Raw genomic sequence first — 23,264 nt, 5'->3', positions numbered from 1 at the left:
AAAAAACCGGATCTACTACGATCCGGTTTTTTTTTCACGATAAACAGTTGAGTCATTAGTCGCGTGATTTCAGGTAATATATTTCTGGTGGGACCGATGGGGTCTGGAAAGTCGACCATTGGTCGACAGCTTGCTAAGAAGCTGCACCTCAAGTTTTATGATAGCGATCGTGAGATTGAAAAACGCACAGGCGTGTCTATTTCCTGGATTTTTGAAATGGAAGGTGAGGCGGGTTTCAGAGAACGTGAACAAAAAATCATTGCTGAACTCACCGCTATGGAAAATATCGTGCTGGCAACTGGTGGTGGAGCTGTACTTGCTGAAGAAAACCGGCGTAATTTGAAACGCGGTAAGGTTGTTTATCTTGCTGCTTCGGCAGAGCAACTTTTCCGGCGCACCTCACGAGATACTAGTCGGCCCCTTTTGCAAGTAGGCGACCGTCGCCAGCAAATTAAGCTGTTAATGGCACAACGTGACCCTTTATATCGTGAAGTGGCTGATGTGGTTCTACAAACCGGTGATCAGTCTGTTACGCGAACCGTAAATGCAGTGATAAAACAGCTGCAGCAATTAAAAACAAAAGATAACGAATTATGATGAATACACTTCAAGTTGCGCTCGGTGAACGCAGTTATCCTATATACATTGGCGAAGATTTGCTTGCCGAAAGCAGCTTGTTTAGTACGCATATCCGAGGCAAAGAAGTATTGATCGTCACTAATGAAACAGTGGCGCCGTTGTACTTGGATGTCGTGAAAACGGCTTTAATTGATTATCGTGTTGAAGTGGTGATATTACCGGACGGTGAACAATACAAAACGCTGGCAGTTATGCAGCAAATTTTTGATCGTTTATTGGAAGCACGTTTGTCCCGTCAGGTGACCATCATAGCTTTGGGAGGCGGTGTTATTGGTGATATGGCAGGCTTTGCCGCAGCATGTTATCAACGTGGGGTGCCGTTTATTCAGGTTCCCACTACACTGCTTTCGCAAGTAGATTCCTCTGTCGGCGGTAAAACGGCAGTAAATCATCCCTTAGGCAAAAATATGATTGGTGCGTTTTATCAACCCCAGTGTGTTTTGGCTGATACCGCCACATTAAATACTTTGGATGATCGGCAGTTTTCTTCCGGCCTAGCTGAAGTCATTAAATATGGTTTGATTAATGACAGCGAGTTTTTTAACTGGCTGGAACAGAATATGTCATTGCTGATAGCGCGAGATCAGGCTGCACTAGCACAAGCGATTGCGCGATCCTGTCAGGATAAAGCCACGATAGTGGCCGATGATGAACGCGAGCAAGGCGTACGGGCTTTATTAAACCTTGGACACACTTTTGGTCATGCTATTGAGACCGGATGTGGTTATGGCCACTGTCTGCATGGTGAAGCCATTGCAATTGGTATGGTGATGGCCGCAGATTTATCCCAACGCATGGGATGGCTAAGCGATGATAAAGTCACTCGAATTCGGGAAATTATGCTTGCGGCTAATTTACCGGTCGCAGTTCCAGGAAATTTAACTTCGGCAGACTTTATGGACTTGATGTCAGTCGATAAAAAAGTTCAGGATGGACTGATTCGTCTAGTATTGCTGCGCGACATTGGTCAGGCGGTTATTTCCGATGATTATGATGCACCGGCTCTGGCCGAAACCCTGGCAAAATTTACTGCTGGATATTGAGTAATGCCATGAAGGCGGCGGCAGCTGAACCAAAATATATTTCGAGATTAGCGCTTCAGAGCAATCCATTTAAAGCTGAGGTGTCCGATGCTAGTTTGTATCTAGGGCCAGAAATAAAGCAGCGTCTTGATTTAGTGCTCCACCTGCTTAGAGCCAGCGATAAAATTCCGTTGCTCTACGGTCCAAAAGGCTTGGGAAAAACGACCGCTTTAAAAGCCTTAATGAAGCTTGGTGGTGATGATCTGCGTTTTTGTTACATTCAGGCTGAACCGTCGCTAACCATTCAGTTTATGGTCAGCCGATGTCTTCAAGTCTTCGGTGCACCCCAAGAAAATACGCTAGGCAGCAATAATCTCCAGCTGTTACAGCAGCGATTACAACAGCTGCAAGCTTTACAAATTCGACCGATTTTGTTGATTGACGATGTTAGTAAACTGGCTGAACCATTACGTCAGCAATTACAGATATGGCTTGACTGGCAGCATGGCGATAAATACCTGTGGCGGGCTGTGTTAACAGATGTCGCAGCAGATTCCATCGTGACGGATAATGATCGTTTGCAGTCGTTAATGCTCACCCCGATTCCGCTCGCCGAAACAGCTGCTTATTTGTTACAAAGGTTGCAGGGGGCCGGTTTCAATGGCGATAGTCCTTTTAATGAAAGAGCGTTAGCACGTATTCATCGCCAGTCAGCTGGTAATCCGGCGAAGTTAAATCAAGCGGCACATCAATTTTTATTAGGTCAAGGCAAATCCCGACAGCTGCAACTTCCGCTCAGTTTTAAGCTACCGAAGATCAGCCCTAAAATTAATAAAATCCGCTTTAAATGGAATAAATGGTTTGGTCTCGCTCCTGTGGGTGTTTTACTAGCAGCGGTTCTGATTTATCAGCAACAGATAAACGACTGGTTTGTATCGGATACAGATCCCATACAGGATGATTTGTTCGTTAATGAGGATTTAACCGAAGAGCTGCCCATGGTGGTGATTGATGAGCCAGAAGAATTAACCAGTGTTGCGGAAGCAGATCGTTTGGAATTACTGGAATTGCTTGATGAACTTGAGCAAACAGTTGAAGCACCTGCAGTAGAAATTCCAGAGCCTGAACTTGAGGCAGAGCTTGAGTCTGCTATACCAGAACCTGAACTATCCGCAGAAATACTGGAGACAGAGATCATTCCCTCGGAATCAATTACGGCAATTAGTACTAACGATGCTGCAAAGAACAATGTCGTAGAAGTCACGGAAGCTGAAACAGCTACGGACGAGCAACAATCAACTTCAAAAACTGAAGAAATTAAACCTGTCGAGTTAATTCCACCTCCCGCCCCAGTATCGAAACCCGACCCATCATTGGTTGATACGACAATAAAAGATAAAGACTGGGTTTTACAACAATCCGGGAAGGCTTTTACATTTCAGCTAATGGGCTCATGGGATCGTACTGAAATTGAAAGGTTTGTGAAAAAGCATTCACTCACCGGCAATGTAGCGATTTTTGAGAGTATGCGTGACGATAAAGTCTGGTATGCATTGATTTATGGTGTGTATCCATCGAGAGATGTCGCGATGCGTTCCAGTAAACAGTGGCCATCACCGTTAAATAAAGTCAAACCTTGGTTGCGACGCTTTGATGATGTACAAAAACAGATTACAGAAAGGGCGCCAGATCGCTAATTAATGCATCAGAGCGTGTGGTATGACTGGCAAATACCGCTCGATATACCGATTTTCCAGCCAGTTCCGTTTGCGAAAAAATCCCTTTCTCAACCAAGCCCGACAACTGACTTTGTGGTGCCGTAAAACAGACGATGCCAGTCGGGGAGCCCTGTGCCCACCACCCAGATTGTTGATTGATAAAACTGGCAAATTGACAAGCCTCCTGAAGTTTCGCTTGAATTTGACTGGCTAAACCGGTTTTCCCTAGCGTTTTAATCGTTAACCACAAAGGCAGCAACAGCTCGCCACCATATGACCCCGGTAACACGTCACGAGGTGCTTGGCTTAAATACTGGGTTGAGAAGGGTGTTTGGTTTATCCCCTTTTGGTGCATCAATAACCCGCTAGGCCGTGGTTGACCCAAACTTTTATGTGGGTCAAAACACACTGAATCTGCTTGCCCAAGTAGTTCTGCACTTAGAGGACTGCTGTCAATCAAGCTCAAAAATCCACCCCAGGCGGCATCAACATGAAGCCAGCAGGGTATTTGCTTAGTGATCTGTTTGATGGCAATTATATCGTCCAGTTGCCCACTGCTGGTTGTGCCTGAGGTCGCCACAATCGCCATGGGCGGCTGTTGTTTACAGGCCATCTCTAGTGCAACGATGTCAATTTGCTGCAGCGAATTGGATGTAATCAGTTGAAGATCCAACCCCAACATGTCGCAAGCCTTGGCGATGGAATAATGTGACTGGTCGCTGGCATAAACCCGTTTTGAATAGTGACCGTATTTTTTTCGTGCCTGCCATAAGGCGTCCAGATTGCCATAGCTGCCTCCGTGTGTGACATGGCCTGATGTTTGGCCAAATAAAGGACAGAAAAAAGCAAAGATATCGCTTTCAATCACGTTGAGTTCGGGATAGAGCTCTGGCGAGAGTAAATTACCTTGATGTAGACTCGCTAACAGCTGTCCCAATGCCGCAATTTCATTTACTGCAGTTGTCATATGTCCAGCCCAATTGGACTGGCTGTGGCGCTGTGCAGCGAACAAAATACTGTCGACCTGCTTGAGCAATTGCTGCTGTTGCTCAGCAGCCATATTAGTGCGATTTAAAGCTTGGCTTATTAAATCCTGCAACACATTGGATAACGCAGTTTGTTGATCACTCATCCGAGTACAACACCACTCTTGGGGAAATTATTCAGCTGTTGATAATGAACAAGATAAGTCTCAACTGGATGTTGTTGAAACAGAGCTCTAAAACCCTGGTCGATAACGCCGTTTTCACTTAAAACATTCATATCACCAGTTGTGACGGGCACGCACTTGATAAGTGCTAATTTGCTCTGAGCGTGTTGCTGGGCAAACCAAAGCGCAAGGCTATCTGAGGTGATGTCCCAGTTCTGCATTAATTCTTCAGCTTGCAATAACTGATCGTCTGGCAACCAGATAGCTAGTTGGCCGCTGGTGGGGGCTTGGGCTGGAGTATTGATGGTAATGGCAGACGGTTGCAATGCATGCAAAATCAGCCCGTATTGTGCCATCGCCAGCAGGGCCATATGGTGAGCATGTTGATCATCAAATGCATGCAATGCCTGTGCTTGCCGAACCATATCGGCAAAAGGCCCGCCACCAGGAACAATCACTACCGAATCATGCTGCGCGTATTCGGCTAACAATGCTAACCAGGATTTAAGCTCTGCTGTGCGATAGAGACTGCCGCCCAGTTTCACAATAAGCATTTAGCGTAAAGACTCCACCAGTGCGAGCATGGCAGCAGCTTTATCAGCCACTTCCTGATACTCCGCCTCAAGTTCAGAATCGGCAACAATGCCGCCACCCGCCCAGAACCGCAGGCGATTATCGCTAAATACTAAAGTACGGATAGTGATGTTGCTGTCCATATTGCCATCAAATCCGATGTAAGCGATGCTGCCGCAATACACACCACGACGCTGCGGTTCGAGTTCTTCGATAATTTGCATGGCGCGTAATTTGGGCGCGCCAGTTATCGATCCTCCAGGAAAACAGGCGCGTAACAAACCAACGGAATGTTGATCTGTGGCGAGCGTGCCAGTGATGGTGCTGACCAGATGATGAACTGTAGCAAATGATTCCAGTGCAAAAGGCGTAGGAACTGAGATTGATCCTGGCTCACACACTTTACCCAGGTCATTACGCAGTAAATCCACGATCATCAGGTTTTCTGCACGATCTTTAAGACTATCCTGTAATTGTCTACCAAGTAATCTGTCACGCTCTGGATCATTAAGATCGCGTGGGCGCGTACCTTTAATGGGCTTGGTTTCAACGTGTTTATTTTTTACGCGCAATAACCGTTCAGGCGAAGAACTTAATACGGTGGCTTCTGGAGTCGTTAGAAAGGCCGAAAAAGGTGCGGCATTCTGTTTGCGTAATTGCTGATAGGCAATCCACGGATCGCCTTCGGCAGCTATTTCGTAGCGCTTCGCCAGATTGACCTGATAACAGTCACCTTCGGTGATGTAGTTTTTAATTTTTTCAAATGCTGTCTGGTAAGCTGTTTGATTCAGATTACAGCGTAATTCACCCGTAACATTAAAAATAGTTGAGTCTGGTTTTTTTGGCTGTTGCAGTCGGCTGAGTAAATTTGCCCAGTTACGATGCGTTTCAGGATCCAATCCATAACTGACCAACCAACAACGCTGTTGTTGATGATCATTGATAACCGCCCAATCGTAAATACCAACAGCCATTTCCGGAATCTGTTCTGAGTCAATGGCCAGCTCAGGCAATTTTTCAATTCGGCGTCCCAGATCATAACCAAAGTAGCCGATGGCACCGCCACAAAAAGGCAAGTCGCTCAAAGGTTGGGCGTATTGCTGCAGTATGCATTGCAGTAAACCAAAAGGATCATCACAGGATTGTTGACCAGCTGTATCTCGATATTCAATGGTCGTGGTTTGATCGCGGGTTTGCAGGGTAATAAATGGATCTGCTGCGATAATATCGAAGCGGCCATTTTCACCTTCAGTCATTGCACTATCTAGAAAAACTGCCCAGGGCAAATCGCGAATGGCTGCAAACAGAAGTTCGCTATCTATTTGATAGGGTAGCTCAGCACATAAAGGCGGTGGTTGAGAAGTCATCATGGTATTTTACGTGAACTGCCTTTGGGCTAGAAGCGCAAGAGCACTGGCCGGTGCGTATGCTGCAGCATTTTCATGCGCTCCTAGCAGGGTATCAAAATCCACATAGGGACGGTTTAAACGGTTAGCTATTATTTTGGCGATAAACCGTCCGCTACCGGCGCCGATTATCGGCGCTTGTTGGTCAAAACCGCTCTGGACAGACAACACCTGTAAACAGGCATTGTGGATCTGCTGTAATTGTTGCTCAGTAAACCACACTGCGACATTGTGCCAGTCTGCTGCAGCAAATAAACCTGCATCGGTGCCCAGCATTCTGGCCAATCTACGTTGACAGTTTTCGAGTTGCCAATCGTTATCGTCAGCACTTTTATCATTTATTTGCGATGCGCTTAATTCTTCCAGAATGCGCCAGCAATCACCCGTGGTTGCAAACACTTCAGCGGTGATGTTTTGCCATTGGCCACGAAAAGGTAATTTCTGGCTGACAGCCATCAACGGTGTGCGAATAACACCGGTATACAACAGTTCACCGCTACTTAAACGGCCTTGATCATCATAGGCGGTTAATTGAGGGGCAGAGTTTTCGAGAGCGATAATGTCAGTCGTAGTGCTGCCACAATCGATCAAAAGGGCTGTTGAATACTGGTTGGCGACTAATTGTGCACTGGCCAACCAGTTCATTGAGGCGACTTTATCCCAATGAGTTCGAGCTTCCTCCTGGCTTATCCAGCCATCTTTACTGAAAACGGATAGCCGATCGGTAGGAAAGTATTCAGACATACAGGACAGAATTTCTGAGACACCGCTCGCTCTGTCAGCAAAGCAATCAGCCAGTTCCCCCGTCATCGTGATCAGTTGCTGATCCAATTCGTTGTTCAAGGTGTCGATGGCCAGCCGGATGGCTTTACGCAAAGCATCTTTACCTAACCACAGTGGACAAGGTAGCTCAATGGCTTGCAACAGTTGGCCCTCAGTATCACAACGAACTACCTTTAAATGCGCCCCGCCAATATCCCAACCAGTGAAACAGCCTTTCTCTTGTCTATGCATATTGCGCTTCTTGTTGATCCAAACGTTGTAAATGCTGCCATAACGGCAGAGCAGGGTTGTGCAAACCATTAGCCGATAAATACACATAAGCCGTGGTCAGTCGTGGATTGATATCGACCACCACCGGGCCTTGCTTACTCAGGATAAAATCAATACCAACATAGCCTGATAATCCTGCAATAGCCTGATGGATGTTGATGGCAAGCTGCGTTGCCTCCTGCTGGCTGAATTGCCGCGTAACATCACTATTTATGGCACACCCATGAAAGACAAGTTGTGATGCGTGTTGTTCGATTAATTGTTCATTAATTGAAAGCAGTTGAATGTCTTCTTCATCGACATAAATGCTCAGACTTAATGTTGCACCCTCAATATAAGGTTGAACAATCAATCTGTCCCGACGGTCCTGCGGTAAGGAGATCAAATACTCTCGAGATTGTATTACAGAATCAAATTTGAACGTCTCCAGACAGCCCGCCCCGTCCAGTGGCTTGACGATATATGGCTGGTTAATCAGGCACACATCCAAAAGAGCGTTGCTGGCGGAATAGCTGGTTGGTGTCGGAATATTTGCTGTTTGCATCAAATGATAGCAGCGGAGTTTGTCACTACACAGCATGGTTGCCTCCGATGAACATCCAAAGTAGGTTTTGTTCGCGGCGAGCACTTGTTGTTGTAATGCTAGGAGCGTGTGGTCAGTTTCTGGTGCAATCAGCAAAAAATATGCGTGTTCTCCTAGGCAGGTTTGCCATTGTTGTTCAAATTGCTGCTGATTGGCGCAACTATGTATGGTAATTCTCTGGGAGCTTATCAGCCACTCAGGGAGTGTCAGACGTTTATCCTGCAGAATAGTGATATGAATATGACAGAGCCGCAGCAGGTCCTGCACAATGGCATAAAGCATCATCTCGCCTTCGTGTGCGAGGGATGCGGGTAACTGCTCATCACACAATGCGCCACTGGTGATATGCTCGTATACGACTAAGTTCATTTTTCTGAGGTTTATTAAAGAAGTGCTGATTATACCGGTCATTGATTTAATGGGGGGCAAGGTTGTGCATGCCCGTGGCGGTCAACGTGATCATTATCTGCCACTTAAGTCACAACTTACCTCCAGCGTTTACCCGAATGCAGTACTAAAACAATTATTAACATGGTTTCCGTTTACCCATATTTACATAGCCGATCTGGATGCGATTGAAGCAGGCAAGATAGATAAAGCGTTTTATCTGCAATTGCATCAGCTTTTTCCGAAGTTAACCATCTGGCTGGATGCGGGAATACGCAACCTGGATGATTGGTTAATTTGGCACGATATCCCAAACCTCAAGCCCATATTGGGAAGTGAAAGTCTTAACGATCTGGATTTATTAAAACAGCTTCAGCCAACCGAATTTATCTTGTCCTTGGATTTTCGACAGGGAAATTTATTGGGGAAATTTGATTTACTCGAAAAGACTGAACTGTGGCCTGACACCATCATCGTCATGAGTTTGGATAGTGTGGGTAGCGATGATGGACCGGATAGGCAATTACTGAGAAAAATACAATTGCTCAAACCAAATGCGGAGATAGTCGCTGCGGGTGGAGTGAGAGGAAAAGAAGACTTAACAGATTTGGCGGAAGCAGGTATCAAAGCTGTACTAGTTGCCAGTGCATTGCACAAAGGCGAGCTTAGCGTCGATACGATACGCCAGATAATGAACTGAAAATGCACCCCGAAGGGTGGCATTTGCATCAGTCTAAAACTTACTTAGCACCAAATGGGTGTTCAGAAGCTTTGTATTGTGCAACAACGTCAGCCGCTTTAGGCTCACGTGCTACTGCACGTTTGATAGCTTCTTTAGTTGCACGGTAGTTCCAGTCTTGGATTTTTGCATCGCTGTCAGCAGTTGGTGAAATAAATACACCAACGCAGATGAAGCAATCATCAGCTTCACTGGCAGGGATAGTGCCATCTTCAACACATTCAGCAACAGCAACAGAAACACCACGTTGTGCAGGGCCAAACATTTGCACAGCTTGTTTCATGTTTTTGATTGTTACTTTGTTGAACATAACGGTGGCTGGTTTGACCATCAGATTAGGTGCAACAACAGCCAACAGGCCGTTAACACCTTGTTTCTGGTCGGTCATAGTGCGGCAGAAAGCATCTTCTGCTGCTGAACCACGTGGGCCCATTAATAAGTCAATGTGAGCAACGTTGTCTAAGTCACCATCTTCAATGACTAAGGATTCACCTACAAGTACGCGATCGATAACTGGCATGTTATATTTTCCTGTTCCAAAAAAATTGTCAAAAAGGCTCATTTTTTCCTCAACCGTTTTCGTGAGGTTGAGGTTTATACGTAATAAAGGAACGTATCACCTGCTCAGTGCCGCCCGCTATAAGCATCGTGCTACTGAAATTCGGTTCGAATCAAACGCCTGCTCAAACGCAAACAGCAGCAGTGCTGCTGCAGTCATATCTGCGGAGGTTCCGGGATTTATGGCGTGACGCTTTAATTCGTGATCCCAGACGGTCAGCTCAGCTGTTGAATTGCTTAGGGGTCTATTTTTATTCATTTTTAAAATAAATAACTGTGCCTTCTGTGCCACTGTCTGGGCGATATGCCGGGATTGCTTTCTTATAATTAAAGTATCCGGCACACGTGCTAGTAAGTAAAGATACGCGAATGTGGCTGCCCATTCAACCTTTTCCCCACATTTCAGCGCTTCTGTCAATTCTTTATAGCCGATATCCCATACTTGCTGGTAATTATTAACATATTGCAACGCAATAGTATCCCGATGTTGCGCTAATGCCATGGCTTCTAGGAGAGTCACACTGGGTTGTTGATTAATGTCTTGCTCGGATTGCTCACCCATGCCACCCGCTTCGGCCAGACGAATAGCCTGATAACAAAGCTGAGCATCTTCCAATGTCAAATGGCTTAATGTTTTTTCGAGTTCAAAGGATAACGTATCAAAACTGGAGCAGCACTGAACTGCATCACACAGTGGGGCAAACAACAGCACAATGCCAAGATTGGTGTTGCAATTAACAACCTGACGCGTGGCCTCTATAGATTGCAGAATTCGTTGACCCACGCTCAGATTTGGTTGGGCCATGATGGGAGAAATAGCTTTGGCACTTAATAAAAAGTCCTGCACAGCCATATTGTGGCCATCGCTCCACACATTTACATTACCGGGTTTTGGGGCGTTAACCTCTTGTTCACAGGCCCAGCGTACGCATTCAGTAATCTGTTGTTCATCCAACATGTTCGGGAAATGATACCTGTCTGATGTGTTGAATATGTGAGGCCACCATTGAGGCAAGTCGACCGGCAATATCAATTCCGGTTGCTTGATACAAACCTTTCCAGGCTGGGACGCTATTTACTTCTAATACACTGAAACGACCTTGCTGATCCTGAATCAGATCGACTCCGGCATAAGGTGCCTCTACAACTGCTGTCGCCTGAATAGCAAGCTGTGCCATTTCATGCGTAACGGTGCTGGCAAAGCAACTTGCCCCTTGTGCAAAGTTAGTGATCCAGTGATTAGAACGACGAGTCATGGCTGCAATGACTTCACCTTGAACCACCATTAGTCGCCAATCTTGCCATTGGTCGGTTTGAACTGGAGCAACGTAATGTTGTAAGTAATAGGCCTCACCGACCACGGACAACTGATCCAGTTGCGATATATGTTCAATCCTTTGAATGCCTTTTCCTTGGCAACCAAACAGTGGTTTAACGACCAGACTATGGCCTTTCACAAGCTCTTCAACAGCGATTTGCAGAGCTTGTTGCCGATTTTCACAGGCCCAGGTGTGCGGTGAGGGAATATTGGCTAAATGAAGTTTTAGGGATGTTCTCGCTTTATCAACGGTCAGTTCAATAGCATGAGCGGGATTGAGAACGGGGACTCCTAATTCTGCCAGAGTATGCAAAACATCCATGCGCAAAGTAATTTGTTCGAGACTTCCTGGAGCAATGCCTCGAACCAGAACGGCATCTGGCAATGTTGTCTCAAACTTTGGAATGATCAATCCGGTCGGGCTTCGCGTATCGATCCGGCAATCCGCCAGATCGATAAGCACCGCCTCCATGCCTAGAGCTGACAAAGCCTCAGTTAACTGGACGCTGTGCCAACCATGAGTATCGTTAAAAATGGCAATGCGGGCATGGGGCATAGTCAAATATTAAAACCCGAAGGATTGTTTCAATAAGTCAGCATTCAACTCACCTGCAGTAAAGCTCTTGCCGGTTTGGGTGCTGGTAATAATGACTTTGGCCGGGCTGAACAGCATTGGGTCAATTTTGAAAAAGTCGTATTCATAAGATTTAAAAATCTGGCCGAATGGGCGACCATAATCTGACGAAGTGTTACTAGGCATTTTTTCAGCCAGATCCTTTGCTTCATCGTTGCTGCTGTTCACAAACAGGTGCACAGTACCGCCATAAAGAATGGCGTCGTTGGTGCGGCCCATGCCAGTCATGAAGTCGCCACCCGGCGGTGCAACAGGCGTTGTACCAAAACCATCGACAATTTTATCCATAGGAAAATGCAGGGTATGTGCTTTATGCATAGCGACTTCGAGTACACGAATGGCAATTTGCATTACTCCCGCCAGACTGGTGGTTGGAGTCAGAATTAATGTCAGGTTTTCCGGTTTAATGGCGCAGTTGTCAGCAATTTTCTCGGCGATTTCAACTGGCGGCATACTGTCGACTTCGAGCACAATGACAGTAGAATCCGCTTTATCCTGATAGCCAAATTCTTTGAATAATTCTTCACGAGCAGCCAACGCACGACCTGGCCCAGAACCCAGTGCATAGAATTTAACATCTTCACTTTTATGCGACAGGCTCCAACCAGCATATTGACTGCCCAGGCAGCTTAAGACCGGAGTTTTAGCATGCACATTAACTGACCAGGGCCATTCAGCAAAACCACTGTTACTGCCCAGTGTGGCTGTGCCTAATCCGCCCATACAGATTTCACCAATCAAACGACCTGCTTCTAAACCACCATTGGCTTTGATGCCGGCATCAACTACGCGAGTACCGTTGGATAAATAGCTGATTTCTAATTGCAAGGCTTGAGCATTGTCGATTAATTTATCAACCAGAGGCTGACAGGCGGCGTTAACACTGGTCCAGTTGGCGGAGATTTGGCTGCTCATGAAAAGATCCTGTCTGATAAAAAATGAAAATAGTATACGTCATGCACTTAGCGCTGTAACAGTCAGCCTGCTGCTGTCTCAGTGTTTTTTACGAAACGGCTCAAGCTTTTCATCGATAATCTGACAACGTTTTTCCGCAATGGCGGCAGCGATTGCAGGGCCTTGTAAGCCTTTTGCTATAAACGGTGCGGCGTTCACTTCTCGGCAAGCATTAAAACAGGCTTGAAAAGCCGCTTTTTCAGGTAAATCCGCATCTTCGTATCCAGGGCGTCCTCGGAAATCGGCTTCACTGGCCAACAGATATTGTGAAAACCGCTGCGGTTTGCGAAACGCATCCAGACCTTCAAATACAGCTAACACTTCAGCGGCCGATAACTCGAATAGCAAATGGCTATGCGTATGAAATTCAGCTACTTTTATTGCTAAGCTGGTGATTTCTCGTGGCACCCGCAGGCGTTCACACAGTTGTTGAGTCAAAGCTATACTGCGGGCTTCATGGCCTTTATGACTTGGCAGAATATCCTCTGGTGTCGTGCCTTTACCCAAATCATGGCATAACGCGGCAAAACGTACGGCCAGATCATCACTGAGTCTGGCCGCCTGATCCAATACCAGCATTACATGTACACCGGTATCCACTTCGGGATGCCATTTAGGGATTTGCGGGACACCAAACAGTCGATCAATTTCCGGAAAAAGAGTCTTCAAGGCTCCCACCTCACGCAGGCAGTAAAAAAACAACGATGGTTGTTCGCTCAACAGAGCTTTTTCTAATTCCTGCCATACGCGTTCTGCGACCAGGTGTTCCAGTTCGCCATTAGCGATCATTTGGGAAATTAACTGTTTGGTTTCATCGGCAACTTGAAAGTCGAAGCGAGCTGCAAAACGTGCCAGACGTAAGACACGCACGGGATCTTCAACAAAAGCCGTAGACACATGGCGGAGAATTTTATTATGCAGATCGGCTTGTCCATCGAAAGGATCAATGACATTGTCATGGGCATCTTCTGCCATTGCATTGATGGTCAAATCCCGTCTGGCCAAATCTTCTTCTAAGGTGACTTCCGGTGAGGCATGAAATTCAAAGCCATGGTAACCAGGCGCAGTTTTGCGCTCAGTGCGTGCCAGTGCATATTCTTCGTGCGTGTTTGGGTGCAGGAAAACCGGAAAATCTTTGCCCACCGGTCTGAATCCTTGAGCGAGCATTTCCTCAACATTGCTACCAACCACAACCCAGTCCCGGTCTTTTACCGGTAAACCCAGTAAGCGATCCCGAACACAGCCACCTACTTTAAATATTTGCATATTGATAGGTTAACGCGTTCTGGGGCGAACGGCAGGCATCCTTTCTGACATTCGCTTGATTGGAACTTCTAGCTGATAGTCGTAGGTTGCAGCAAAACTGAATACTGCACGGACATAACGGCGCGTTTCGGTAAACGGAATATTTTCTACCCAGATATCAGCAGGCATGGTTTGTTCCGGTAACCAGCGCGAAACACGATGCGGCCCGGCATTATAGGCGGCAGTTGCCAGCACGGGATTACTTTGAAATTGATCTTGCATACGGCGGATATAAAAACTGCCCATTTCAATGTTGCGGGCTGGGTTGTAGAGTTCAGAATCCTGTTTTAACGGCTTATTGAGCCAACCACCTATTTGTTTGCCGGTCGCTGGCATGACTTGCATCAAACCCATCGCACCAGCATGAGAACGTGCTTGAGGATTAAAGGCACTTTCCTGTCTGGCAATGGCAAGCAGCCATGACGCGTCAACACCGACATTGGCACTGGCTTGTCGCATTTCGTTGCCATAAAGCACCGGGAAACGTAAATCCAAGGCATCCCAATAGCGTGCAGTGCCCAGCAGCGCTATGGTTTGATTGTGCCAACCCCATTTGTGGTTTCATTTGCGACAATCTGCAATTCACGTGATGTCAAAGTCTGCTGCAGAAAATAGGCTTCGCGGCGGGCATCCAGTAATTCATCCTGCAGATAAAACTCACGCATGCGTTTTACTGAAGCGGAATTCACAATGCCATTACTTTCCGAGGCTTCGGCGACAATCGGGTGATGATTCATTTCATATTCTGCGCCAACTTTATCAGCTGCGAGGAAAGCATAGAAATCACGTTCATCCACTAAGGTCCGCCATATGGCTTCAGCTTCAACACGCTGGCCAAGTTCAGCCATGCTTCTGGCCAACCAATATTGCCAGCGGGTTTCCTGGCGAACATTTTCATCCAGACTGCCGATGGCTTTTTGTACTTCTTTCCAGTTTTGTTGCCATAAGGCTGCACGAACTCGCCATGGGTGATTGGGCGTGTCGCCATAAAAATAGAGTGCTCGATCGTCTTTATTTAAGGCCGCCCACATGCCAATAGTGCCTTGCACATCATGGCGTTCATCAATTGAAAACAAATAGCTGTTTTGCAAACGTTTCCAGTGAAAATAGGCTTTCTCGAAATCTTGTCTTGCCAGACGTTTTAAACCATAAACAATGATCTCTCTGGCCATCGGCACATCCTGAGCCAGAGACACGCCTTGACTTGGCGCCGCTGCAGGTAACTGTGAAAGCAAGCTGACCGGATTGTTATGAATATCTTCCCAGCGCTTTGCCCAGGCTTGAGCAGTCCCACTCTGCTGGACAGTTTTAGCTAAATAATTGGCTAGCGGGAACTGTTGGTTACGTAATGCCAACATCATTCGTTGCCAGCGCAAATCATCGGTCAACCAGCCGCGTTGGGTTGCCGTCTGAAATACTGGATCACAGGCTTTATCTTGAGAAGTCGACACCAGCCAAAGTTTCTCAAATGCTTCAACTGCTGCCTGTTGTTGATTGGTGGCAATTAAAGCGCGTGCATAATGACATTCACGTGCTGCGGACTGGGAGCCTTGATAAAACTCCAGATATTGTTGCCATTGCTGATCTCTTGCCAGTTTATCCAGCCAGGCACTACGCAACCGGGCTTTGAAAAAACTTTCTTCCCGTGTCTGCAGGAAGCGTTTGATATTTGCGGCTTCTGAATCGTTTATCCGATGCTGCAGATATAAATAATCCAGATATTCTTGCAGCGGATAATCGCCGAGCTGCTCGCGTAACTGTCTGAACTGAGCAAGCTGATGCGTTTGCAGCGCTTTTTTGGCTTGCTGATAGATTTTGCGTTGTTGATTGATATCTGTTGCGGCAATGGCCTGAACAGGTAAAAAGGCTGCAAGCATTAGCAGCATAGCTATACGGATGTGATTTTTCATGCGGGTATCTTAAAGCAAATTGTCAGACGATGTATTACCGGACAAACTGTTTTGCAGATGAGTTTCAATATTGTCTAATTTTGGAATAAAAGCCACGTTGGAGCCGATCTTGATCTGACAATGTAGCCAGTCCGAATCAACAATATCGTGGGTAGGTTGCAGCGCAGTTTCATTGATTGTTATCAGTTGCGGGGCACCACAGCAGGCAACCGCATAATGTTTGATTTTTGCTTCATTATTAATGCCATTAATCACGCAAAGCTTATTTATTTGCCGAGTATTTTGTTGTCCACTGCCGATTAACATTTCGAGATCTATCACCTGCAATGGTAAATCACGCCAAAAAAACTGGCCGATATACCAGGCAGAATCGATGTCACTATCCGTAAGCCGAGGTAATGGAATAACTTCGGCAATGGTTGGATTCGGCAGCAACAGATAATGTTGTCGCAGCGGAATCAACATGCAATGAATAAAATCAGATTCTTTGCTCATATTTGCCTTTGTTATGTTTATCGTTGCTCAGCAGGATAGCGGTTACCTAGCTGTTGTTTCATTGAGATGATCAGCTCATCGTCCTGATAAGGCTTACCAAGATAGGCATTGACCCCGATAGTCATAGCGCGTTGACGATGTTTTTCGCCAGTACGCGAGGTAATCATCACAATCGGCAGGTGTTTAAACTGTACATCGTTACGAATAATCGAGGCGAATTCAAAACCGTCCATGCGCGGCATTTCCACATCTAATAAAACAATGTCCGGGGTTTGTTCGTAGAGTTGTGCGAGTGCATCAACCCCATCTTTTGCGGTTACCACATCAAAGCCCAGGCGACCTAACAGGCTGCCAGTCGCCTTACGCATGGTAATTGAGTCATCAACAATCATCGCCAAAGGTTTACGGTCAGGCGCCACCTGTTGATAGCTTTCACTGGCCTGTTGCAGATTAGAGGTTCCGGTTGGCGTTTGATAGCTATCAATTAACGTCGGGATGTCGAGGATAAATACAACACGACCATCACCAAGAATAGTCGCACCATTTATCGCGTCAATCTGCCCCAGTTGTGCTCCGACGGATTTAATAACAATCTCACGATTGCTATCGATATTATCAACAGCCAGTGCAACTTTGACATCGCCACTACGGAATAACAGCAACGGCATCTGTTGTCGCAGATTGTCGAGCAAATTCAGTGGCTGGCCGAGCAGGTTGCTTAACGGCACAAAGTCATAATGTTCGCCATGGAAAGTGTAAGTTGGTTTTTCCTGTGCCATTAAGTCGCGTATGCGTTGCAGGCTAATGCGTTCGCCCGCAGTAACCGCAGATAATGGAACCGCAAACTGTTGTTGATTTACCGAAATCAATAAGGCCTGCATCACTGACAGCGTTAATGGCAATCGCAGGTGAAACTGGGTGCCTTTGCCAGGTTGAGAACTGATGGATAAACGGCCTTTAAGGGCACGGATTTCATTACTCACTACATCCATACCAACTCCACGGCCGGCAAGTTGTGAGATCTTGTCGGCTGTACTGAATCCTGAAGTCAGGATCAATTGAATCAGTGATTGCTCGTTAGGAATGTTAAACGGGTCAATTAAGTTTTGATCGATTGCACGCTGTTTGATTTTTTCAATATTCAGTCCCTGACCATCATCAGAAATGGTGATTAACACCTCAGAGCCTTCACGTTGCATGGTGATTTGCAATCGACCAACGGGATCTTTTCCATGTTGCCCACGTTCGTCAGTAGTTTCCAGACCATGGGCGATGGCATTACGCAGAATATGTTCAATTGGTGCAACCAGCCGATCAAGAATGGTTCTATCAAGTTCTAAATCAGCCCCACTAACCAGTAATTGAGATTGTTTATCCAATTCGCTATTAGTTTGTCTGACGATTCTTTCCAGCCGAGGCACTATCGAATTAAATGGCAGCAAACGGGTGTGCATTAAGCCTTGTTGCAAGTCCGTATTTAACCGGGATTGCTGCAGTAATAAAATATCGGTCTCACGCATCAGATTACCCATCGAACGGCTGATGTTATTCAAGTCGTTAACGGTTTCGGTGAGGCTGCGTGATAGCTGCTGGATAGTTGAAAAACGATCCAGCTCTAATGGATCAAATTCGGCATTGGTATCTTGAACCGTATCTTCGTAACGGAACAAGATCTGGGTTTCAGTTTCTATTTCCAGTTTGCGTAACTGTTCATGCAAACGGGCAACGGTTTCTTCCATTTCTTCAAGCTGCAGATGCATCACACCATGCTGCTGGGTAACCTGGTCGCGGGTAATGCTGACTTCGCCGGCAAAGTTGCTCAGGTAATCCAACAAGTCGGCGCGAACCCTTATTTTTTCAGAACTCTGTGGGCTGGCTTTAGTTGTTGCCGGAGTAGCGCTGCTGATACTTTGCATATCCGGCATGGAATGTTCAATAAATGCAGGTGAATCTGCCAGCGTATCCATATTGTCGATATCAGCTGGCACATAACCAGAATATTGCTGGATATCCTGCAATAAGTCATTTGCCGCAGGAATAACGCTTCTGCTGGCAAGTTGTTCCTGCATTTCTGTCAGCCGATCCTGACAGCGTTGTAATAGATTGAAGAAACTTTCATCCGGATTTTCTGGGCGATCTGTTACCGACAAGACCAATGTCTCGGTTTGATGTGTCAGATCAGCCATTGCCATGGTAGCGGTAAGTCTGGCACCACCTTTTAGCGTATGTAAATCACGCTGTAACTGCATTGATCCTGCTGGGTTATTCGGTTCCGATTGCCATTGTTTGATGGCTCGGTCGGTGGATATCAATAATTCTGCGGCTTCTTCGGTGAAGGCTTCGAGAATTTCCGGATCGACTTCAACGGTCGACACGCTGTCTAAAGCCGTTAACGTAGAACGAATTTGCTCGCGGAAAGCTGTGAAATCAGCCGGTACTTTATGTTGGATTAGTGCTTCAATCTGGTCATTAACAATTTCTAACGCTTCATCAAGCAATGCTTTGAGATTATTGCTCCGACTTTGAGGATGCATGATCAATCGTTGCATCAATTGATAAAGCGCGGCAAGTTGCTGCAATGACGCGTTTTCAGCGTTCTCAGCAAGCGTATTTAATGTTTGGCGTAATGACAGTGGTGCTTCGTCATCTGTGTGCTGCCATTGTTCAAGTTGCTGACTGTAATCATTAAGTAAACCATCAGTTTCTTCAAGGAAGCTGACAAGCTGCTCGGGATCAAGCGGTGCACTATGAGAGTAATCGACTTTTTGTGGGCAAAGCTCAAAGATCCGGCGATCCAGTAAACGAATATCAGGTTCATCGGAACTGGTTTTGACTGCCTGCAGTAACTGACTTAGTTCAATAATGATGTCATTCAAATCATTGACAGATTCTTCAGTGAATTGCTGCTGCTGATGATAGAGATTCCGAAATGTCTGATCCAGCTGGGTAGCGATAATAGCAACCGGTTTTACACCGGCGATATTGGCGCAGCCTTTAAGTGAATGCGCTGCGCTGAGCATAGTTTTATTAATGACTTTACCGGCTTGCAAAATCGCGGTTTCGGCAAATAAGGTTTGCAGGTGTTGTTCTGCTTCCAGATAAAAAATATCCTGCAAAGCCTGGTCTTCTTCATCTTCATCAGCAACAGTTTCTGCTTGGAGGACGTCCAGTACACTGTGTTGCTCATTAAGCTGTCTGGCTAGGATGGTTAGCGCTTCAGCTGATTGAGTAAAGTCAGATTGTGCTTGGGTAAATAACTGTAAACAGTCTTGTATTTCGGGTACTGCTTCCATGACTAACGCCATAATTTCATCCGAAACCTTCAACTCACCATCCAACACTTGATTTAATAAATGTTCGATCGCCTGTGCCATGTTGGCGATAGTTTCCGCCCCTGCCATCCGGCCACTACCTTTCAGGGTGTGGAAATGCCTTCTGATAGTGCTTAATTCACCGCCCTCCGGAGTTTCACACCAGGCCGGCAACAACAGTTGCAAATCATTTAAAACCTCATTGGCTTCTTCAACGAACACTTCAGCAATTTCACTATTAATGTGCGGGGCAAATCGCCAGCCATTAGTAGATTCGTTTTCAGTGGTTTGTTGTAGTTCAATGGATTCGATATTTTGTGGTGGTTGCACTTCGATATCAATGAAGTCCAGAGCTTGGTCCACAGTATCCGTTTCAGCATCATCCAGCTCAATTGGGGAGGGAACAAAATCCATCAATGGCAATGCTTCGGCTTCGGTTTCTTCCTCTGAGAAATCCTCAGCAACAGATAAATCAAAATCCAGTAACTCAATGGCTTCCGGCGAATATTCATCATTGCTATCAGCGGCGGTGACAGATATTTCTAGTGGTATTGTCGTGTTGGTTTCATTAGTTGGACTTTGCGCCGTCGGACTTTGACCGAAGTGTTGCATGCGTTGCAAGGCTGATTGCAGACTGTTTTCATCGGTTTGGCCGGTGCGATGCAGATTTTCCAGATAAATTTCTGCCGAGGTTAATATCTCGGCCAGATCCTGCTGGGATTGTTCGGACGATAATAATGACGTCTCATCAACAAATTTATTCGCTAGAAAAGTAAATAATTCGGCGGCTTTACCAATGTTCAAAATATCTAGACTACCTGCCAACATCCTTAAACTATTGGTAAAGTTTTCATGCACCGCATCGATATCGTCAGATGGCTGATTGGATTGCAGGATCAATAATTCTTTAATACTGGCTAATTCGTTAAGACATTCACTTAATACAGTTTTTTGAAGCTGGCGGTGAATGGCATCAGAGGCATCGGTTTGTCTGAGCCGTGCTTCGATTTGTAGCAGATCATCAGCCAGCAAGGCCAGTTGGTCATGGTAAGTCTTGTCTGTGGCCAGACATTTTTGCAGCGCAGTATGTTGGCTATGCAAGAGATCACTTTGTTGTTGGTGCTGAAGTAGAGAAAGCGTATCCGCCATGCTCAGCAATTGCACACTGATATCGTTGACCGCTTCATCAGCCTGATCTTCAGCGGTATCAAACTGGCTAATTCGTTCTTTTAATTCTTCGAGTTGTTCAAGTAAAGCATTTTGAGCTTCTTGTAATGCAGAATCACTATGACCAATGAGTTGTGAAGCCTGATCATAAAACGTCAGTTCAAAGCTTTGTTTCACTCCGGTGACTAATGGGCCATAACTGGTTGCCGGGCCACTACTAACAAAAGTTGTTTTAATAAAACGTCGGGATAGCCGGCAAGTAATGAGTTTTCATCACCCTCGCAAACCAGTCTGATGGGAGAGGCCATTTTGCCGATAAGCTGTTTAGCGAAGGCATCATCACGAATCCCACGATGAACCAGTCCTTCCAATAAAGCTTCTGCCACCCACCAGAATAAAGTGGTTTTTTGCTGTAAACACTGCAACCGTAAATGTCGCAAAATACCACGCATTTTACGCAGGCTTTTGTCATCTTGTTCACGCATCCACGTCAACAGCAAATGTTGAAATACATGGGCTATTTTATGTCTTTCCAGATCTAGCGGCGGAGCAATTCGAGCAGGATCCGGTGCAATTCCTTCAGGCAGTTCAACGGTGAGATCCGGTTGGAATATCTCGGTTTCTGCAATCGCTGGCTTATCACGCAACAGCCTCAATTCATTGATAGGGCTCAATACGCACAAAGCGTTATCTGGAAACTTCTCATTCAACTTATTTAAATACGTTGGCAACAAGATAAGACTGCGGGTTAATGTTTCCAAAGCAACGTTTTGTTTATCTTCCGGAAACGAGCGCATATAGCCAGCAATGGATTGCATTTCAGCGGCAAGCATCTGGGCACCATCCAGATTAAGCATTTCCAGGGTGCCGTTAACCTGATAAAGATGCTCCACACAGCGGCTCAATGATTCTGATTGCTGAGGATCTTCGATATAGGTCTGAACCGATTGCAATGCTGCAGCGAGTGACTTCTGCAGTTCTTCCTGCAGCCATGTCAGGGCATTGTAGTTGCCTCTGGGTTGGGTCATATGCGCTTCTCCGCCGGCTCAGGCTGTATTAAGGTAATTTGAAACCAGAGACTGACTTACGTAATTCGTTTGTCAGTTCGAGCAGTCTACCGATCGCCGCCGCACTTTCATTGGTACCGGTTGAAGTCTGCATAGTGATTTCCTGAATCACACTCATGTTTTCGGATGTACTAATTGCCGCCGTAGCCTGTTGTTTCGCATTACTGGAAATATTGTTGATCAATTCCGCTAACTGTTGAGATACCGTTTCAATCTGCTCCAAAGAAGCACCGGCATCTTGTGATAAACGTGCTCCTGAAACCACTTCAGCGGTACTTTGCTCCATGGAGCTGATCGCTTCGCTGGTATCACTCTGGATGGTGCGAACTAAAGCATCAATTTGTCGGGTGGCACTGCCTGAACGTTCCGCAAGTCGTTGAACCTCGTCGGCTACAACCGCAAAACCTCGCCCGGCTTCACCGGCCATGGCAGCCTGAATGGCTGCATTCAGAGACAAAATATTGGTTTGTTCAGCGATGTCGTTAATCAGTTCAACGATTTCACCGATTTGCTGTGAGCTTTCACCCAAGCGTTTCATCCGTTTAGAGGTTTCCTGAATTTGTTCACGAATGGTATCCATACCATGGATAGCTTTTTTCACCGCTCCGTTACCCTGAACAGCAAGACTTACCGATTGCTTCGCAACCTCAGAAGATTGGCTGGCATTTTCAGAAACCAGTTCGATAGAGGCGGCCATTTGGGTAATGGCCGAGCTGACTTCAGAAATCTGTTGTGCCTGATGCTCACTGGCATCGGTTAAATGTAAAGCAGTTGCCTGGGTTTCCTGCGCAGCAGAAGCAACCTGCAAGGTGGTGGAGTTGATTTGGGCCACCAGACTGCGTAACGCGTCAATGGTGTAGTTGACAGAGTCGGCAATGGCACCAGTGATATCTTCAGTCACGGTGGCGGTCACGGTCAGGTCACCGTCAGCCAAATCGCCCATCTCATCCAGCAAGCGCAAAATCGCATCCTGGTTATGGCGGTTTTGTAGTTCCATTTCGTCCATAGAGCGTTTAATTTTGCTGAGTGGCTGATAAGCCACGATCAAGGCAAATAAGACCGCTAAAATGACACTCACTCCACTGATGCCGGCCGTGACCAAAGGATCGGGATAAATCAAAGCAGATTGACCGGTTACAAGTAACCAGATCCCTGCAAGGGCTAAACCAGTAAAAATAATAATCAAGATGAGGTAAAACAGATTTTTGCCGCTGAGCAGCGAAGAAAAAAACAGTTTACTGGTGGCGTTCATAGGGCGAGTCCTGAAATAAAATC

20 protein-coding genes are annotated in these 23,264 nt (G+C 46.2%); 4 read left to right on the top strand and 16 right to left on the bottom strand.

Annotation, left to right across the window (positions count from 1 at the left end):
- The first annotated feature begins 63 nt into the window (after window positions 1–63).
- The 3 genes from aroK to E8Q33_RS13685 are packed head-to-tail and all read left to right on the top strand — an operon-like array spanning window position 64 to window position 3,358.
- Entirely contained in the window at window positions 64–597 is a 534-nt protein-coding gene (gene aroK, locus E8Q33_RS13695) for a shikimate kinase AroK (protein ID WP_069294685.1), read from the top strand.
- Window positions 597–1,682: a 3-dehydroquinate synthase gene (gene aroB, locus E8Q33_RS13690; protein ID WP_136555488.1), complete on the top strand. Its 1,086-nt coding sequence runs from the start codon at window positions 597–599 to the stop codon at window positions 1,680–1,682. The genes aroK and aroB overlap by 1 nt, the downstream gene beginning before the upstream one ends.
- Window positions 1,683–1,690: 8 nt before the next feature.
- The gene (locus tag E8Q33_RS13685; protein ID WP_136555416.1) at window positions 1,691–3,358 is read left to right on the top strand and encodes an SPOR domain-containing protein; all 1,668 of its coding nucleotides are present in this window, start codon (window positions 1,691–1,693) and stop codon (window positions 3,356–3,358) included.
- Here the strand turns inward: E8Q33_RS13685 and E8Q33_RS13680 are convergent.
- The 5 genes from E8Q33_RS13680 to E8Q33_RS13660 are packed head-to-tail and all read right to left on the bottom strand — an operon-like array spanning window position 3,333 to window position 8,513.
- Window positions 3,333–4,511 carry a pyridoxal-dependent decarboxylase gene (locus E8Q33_RS13680; protein ID WP_136555414.1) on the bottom strand — a complete coding sequence of 393 codons (1,179 nt, stop codon included), beginning with the start codon at window positions 4,509–4,511 and terminating at the stop codon, window positions 3,333–3,335. The genes E8Q33_RS13685 and E8Q33_RS13680 overlap by 26 nt on opposite strands.
- Complete coding sequence (locus tag E8Q33_RS13675; protein WP_136555413.1) at window positions 4,508–5,083, bottom strand: delta 1-pyrroline-5-carboxylate synthetase; 576 nt, start codon at window positions 5,081–5,083, stop codon at window positions 4,508–4,510. The genes E8Q33_RS13680 and E8Q33_RS13675 overlap by 4 nt, the downstream gene beginning before the upstream one ends.
- A complete protein-coding gene (gene pabB, locus E8Q33_RS13670) occupies window positions 5,084–6,469 on the bottom strand; it encodes an aminodeoxychorismate synthase component I (RefSeq protein ID WP_136555486.1) in 1,386 nt (461 codons plus the stop codon).
- Between the two features lie 9 nt (window positions 6,470–6,478).
- Window positions 6,479–7,522: a hydantoinase/oxoprolinase family protein gene (locus E8Q33_RS13665; protein ID WP_136555411.1), complete on the bottom strand. Its 1,044-nt coding sequence runs from the start codon at window positions 7,520–7,522 to the stop codon at window positions 6,479–6,481.
- Window positions 7,515–8,513: an ATP-grasp domain-containing protein gene (locus E8Q33_RS13660; RefSeq protein WP_168800218.1), complete on the bottom strand. Its 999-nt coding sequence runs from the start codon at window positions 8,511–8,513 to the stop codon at window positions 7,515–7,517. The genes E8Q33_RS13665 and E8Q33_RS13660 overlap by 8 nt, the downstream gene beginning before the upstream one ends.
- Before the next feature lie 22 nt (window positions 8,514–8,535).
- Between E8Q33_RS13660 and E8Q33_RS13655 the strand changes: the two genes are divergently transcribed.
- Entirely contained in the window at window positions 8,536–9,231 is a 696-nt protein-coding gene (locus tag E8Q33_RS13655; RefSeq protein WP_136555407.1) for a HisA/HisF-related TIM barrel protein, read from the top strand.
- A gap of 40 nt (window positions 9,232–9,271) precedes the next feature.
- Here E8Q33_RS13655 and fae read toward each other — a convergent pair whose 3' ends face one another.
- The 11 genes from fae to E8Q33_RS13605 all read right to left on the bottom strand — a co-directional run bounded on the left by fae (window position 9,272) and on the right by E8Q33_RS13605 (window position 23,241).
- Entirely contained in the window at window positions 9,272–9,790 is a 519-nt protein-coding gene (fae, locus tag E8Q33_RS13650) for a formaldehyde-activating enzyme (RefSeq protein ID WP_069294677.1), read from the bottom strand.
- A 117-nt stretch (window positions 9,791–9,907) separates the two neighbouring features.
- Entirely contained in the window at window positions 9,908–10,786 is an 879-nt protein-coding gene (locus tag E8Q33_RS13645) for a triphosphoribosyl-dephospho-CoA synthase (protein ID WP_136555405.1), read from the bottom strand.
- Window positions 10,776–11,702: a RimK family alpha-L-glutamate ligase gene (locus E8Q33_RS13640; RefSeq protein WP_136555484.1), complete on the bottom strand. Its 927-nt coding sequence runs from the start codon at window positions 11,700–11,702 to the stop codon at window positions 10,776–10,778. The genes E8Q33_RS13645 and E8Q33_RS13640 overlap by 11 nt, the downstream gene beginning before the upstream one ends.
- A gap of 9 nt (window positions 11,703–11,711) precedes the next feature.
- Complete coding sequence (gene mch, locus E8Q33_RS13635) at window positions 11,712–12,695, bottom strand: methenyltetrahydromethanopterin cyclohydrolase (RefSeq protein ID WP_069294675.1); 984 nt, start codon at window positions 12,693–12,695, stop codon at window positions 11,712–11,714.
- Window positions 12,696–12,773: 78 nt separating this feature from the next.
- Entirely contained in the window at window positions 12,774–14,000 is a 1,227-nt protein-coding gene (locus tag E8Q33_RS13630; protein ID WP_136555403.1) for a multifunctional CCA addition/repair protein, read from the bottom strand.
- Window positions 14,001–14,009: 9 nt separating this feature from the next.
- Window positions 14,010–14,534, bottom strand: coding sequence for a lytic transglycosylase domain-containing protein (locus tag E8Q33_RS16285; RefSeq protein WP_247870117.1), 525 nt, complete (start codon window positions 14,532–14,534; stop codon window positions 14,010–14,012).
- A gap of 32 nt (window positions 14,535–14,566) precedes the next feature.
- Window positions 14,567–15,949 (bottom strand): hypothetical protein, encoded by a 1,383-nt coding sequence (locus E8Q33_RS13625; protein WP_247870116.1) that lies wholly within the window; start codon window positions 15,947–15,949, stop codon window positions 14,567–14,569.
- Between the two features lie 9 nt (window positions 15,950–15,958).
- Entirely contained in the window at window positions 15,959–16,444 is a 486-nt protein-coding gene (locus E8Q33_RS13620) for a chemotaxis protein CheW (protein WP_136555401.1), read from the bottom strand.
- Between the two features lie 17 nt (window positions 16,445–16,461).
- Complete coding sequence (locus tag E8Q33_RS13615) at window positions 16,462–21,099, bottom strand: Hpt domain-containing protein (protein WP_136555399.1); 4,638 nt, start codon at window positions 21,097–21,099, stop codon at window positions 16,462–16,464.
- 8 nt (window positions 21,100–21,107) lie between these two features.
- The gene (locus E8Q33_RS13610; RefSeq protein WP_136555397.1) at window positions 21,108–21,950 is read right to left on the bottom strand and encodes a hypothetical protein; all 843 of its coding nucleotides are present in this window, start codon (window positions 21,948–21,950) and stop codon (window positions 21,108–21,110) included.
- Between the two features lie 28 nt (window positions 21,951–21,978).
- Window positions 21,979–23,241, bottom strand: coding sequence for a methyl-accepting chemotaxis protein (locus tag E8Q33_RS13605; RefSeq protein ID WP_136555395.1), 1,263 nt, complete (start codon window positions 23,239–23,241; stop codon window positions 21,979–21,981).
- Window positions 23,242–23,264 lie beyond the last annotated feature (23 nt).

The sequence above is a fragment of the Methylophaga sp. SB9B genome, assembly GCF_004832235.1.
Lineage (GTDB): Bacteria > Pseudomonadota > Gammaproteobacteria > Nitrosococcales > Methylophagaceae > Methylophaga > Methylophaga muralis.
Note: the sequence above shows the minus strand (reverse complement) of the source record. Positions and strands in the feature narration are given on the sequence as shown.

Bases quoted from the DNA above. Each gene is read 5' to 3' on its own strand.
- E8Q33_RS13660 (WP_168800218.1), bottom strand. From the start codon at position 8,513: ATGAACTTAGTCGTATACGAGCATATCACCAGTGGCGCATTGTGTGAT.
- mch (WP_069294675.1), bottom strand. From the start codon at position 12,695: ATGAGCAGCCAAATCTCCGCCAACTGGACCAGTGTTAACGCCGCCTGT.
- E8Q33_RS13605 (WP_136555395.1), bottom strand. From the start codon at position 23,241: ATGAACGCCACCAGTAAACTGTTTTTTTCTTCGCTGCTCAGCGGCAAA.
- E8Q33_RS13625 (WP_247870116.1), bottom strand. From the start codon at position 15,949: ATGAAAAATCACATCCGTATAGCTATGCTGCTAATGCTTGCAGCCTTT.
- E8Q33_RS13680 (WP_136555414.1), bottom strand. From the start codon at position 4,511: ATGAGTGATCAACAAACTGCGTTATCCAATGTGTTGCAGGATTTAATA.
- E8Q33_RS13645 (WP_136555405.1), bottom strand. From the start codon at position 10,786: ATGTTGGATGAACAACAGATTACTGAATGCGTACGCTGGGCCTGTGAA.
- E8Q33_RS13610 (WP_136555397.1), bottom strand. From the start codon at position 21,950: ATGACCCAACCCAGAGGCAACTACAATGCCCTGACATGGCTGCAGGAA.
- fae (WP_069294677.1), bottom strand. From the start codon at position 9,790: ATGCCAGTTATCGATCGCGTACTTGTAGGTGAATCCTTAGTCATTGAA.
- E8Q33_RS13620 (WP_136555401.1), bottom strand. From the start codon at position 16,444: ATGAGCAAAGAATCTGATTTTATTCATTGCATGTTGATTCCGCTGCGA.
- aroB (WP_136555488.1), top strand. From the start codon at position 597: ATGAATACACTTCAAGTTGCGCTCGGTGAACGCAGTTATCCTATATAC.
- pabB (WP_136555486.1), bottom strand. From the start codon at position 6,469: ATGACTTCTCAACCACCGCCTTTATGTGCTGAGCTACCCTATCAAATA.
- E8Q33_RS13675 (WP_136555413.1), bottom strand. From the start codon at position 5,083: ATGCTTATTGTGAAACTGGGCGGCAGTCTCTATCGCACAGCAGAGCTT.
- E8Q33_RS13640 (WP_136555484.1), bottom strand. From the start codon at position 11,702: ATGCCCCATGCCCGCATTGCCATTTTTAACGATACTCATGGTTGGCAC.
- E8Q33_RS13630 (WP_136555403.1), bottom strand. From the start codon at position 14,000: ATGCAAATATTTAAAGTAGGTGGCTGTGTTCGGGATCGCTTACTGGGT.
- E8Q33_RS13685 (WP_136555416.1), top strand. From the start codon at position 1,691: ATGAAGGCGGCGGCAGCTGAACCAAAATATATTTCGAGATTAGCGCTT.
- E8Q33_RS13665 (WP_136555411.1), bottom strand. From the start codon at position 7,522: ATGCATAGACAAGAGAAAGGCTGTTTCACTGGTTGGGATATTGGCGGG.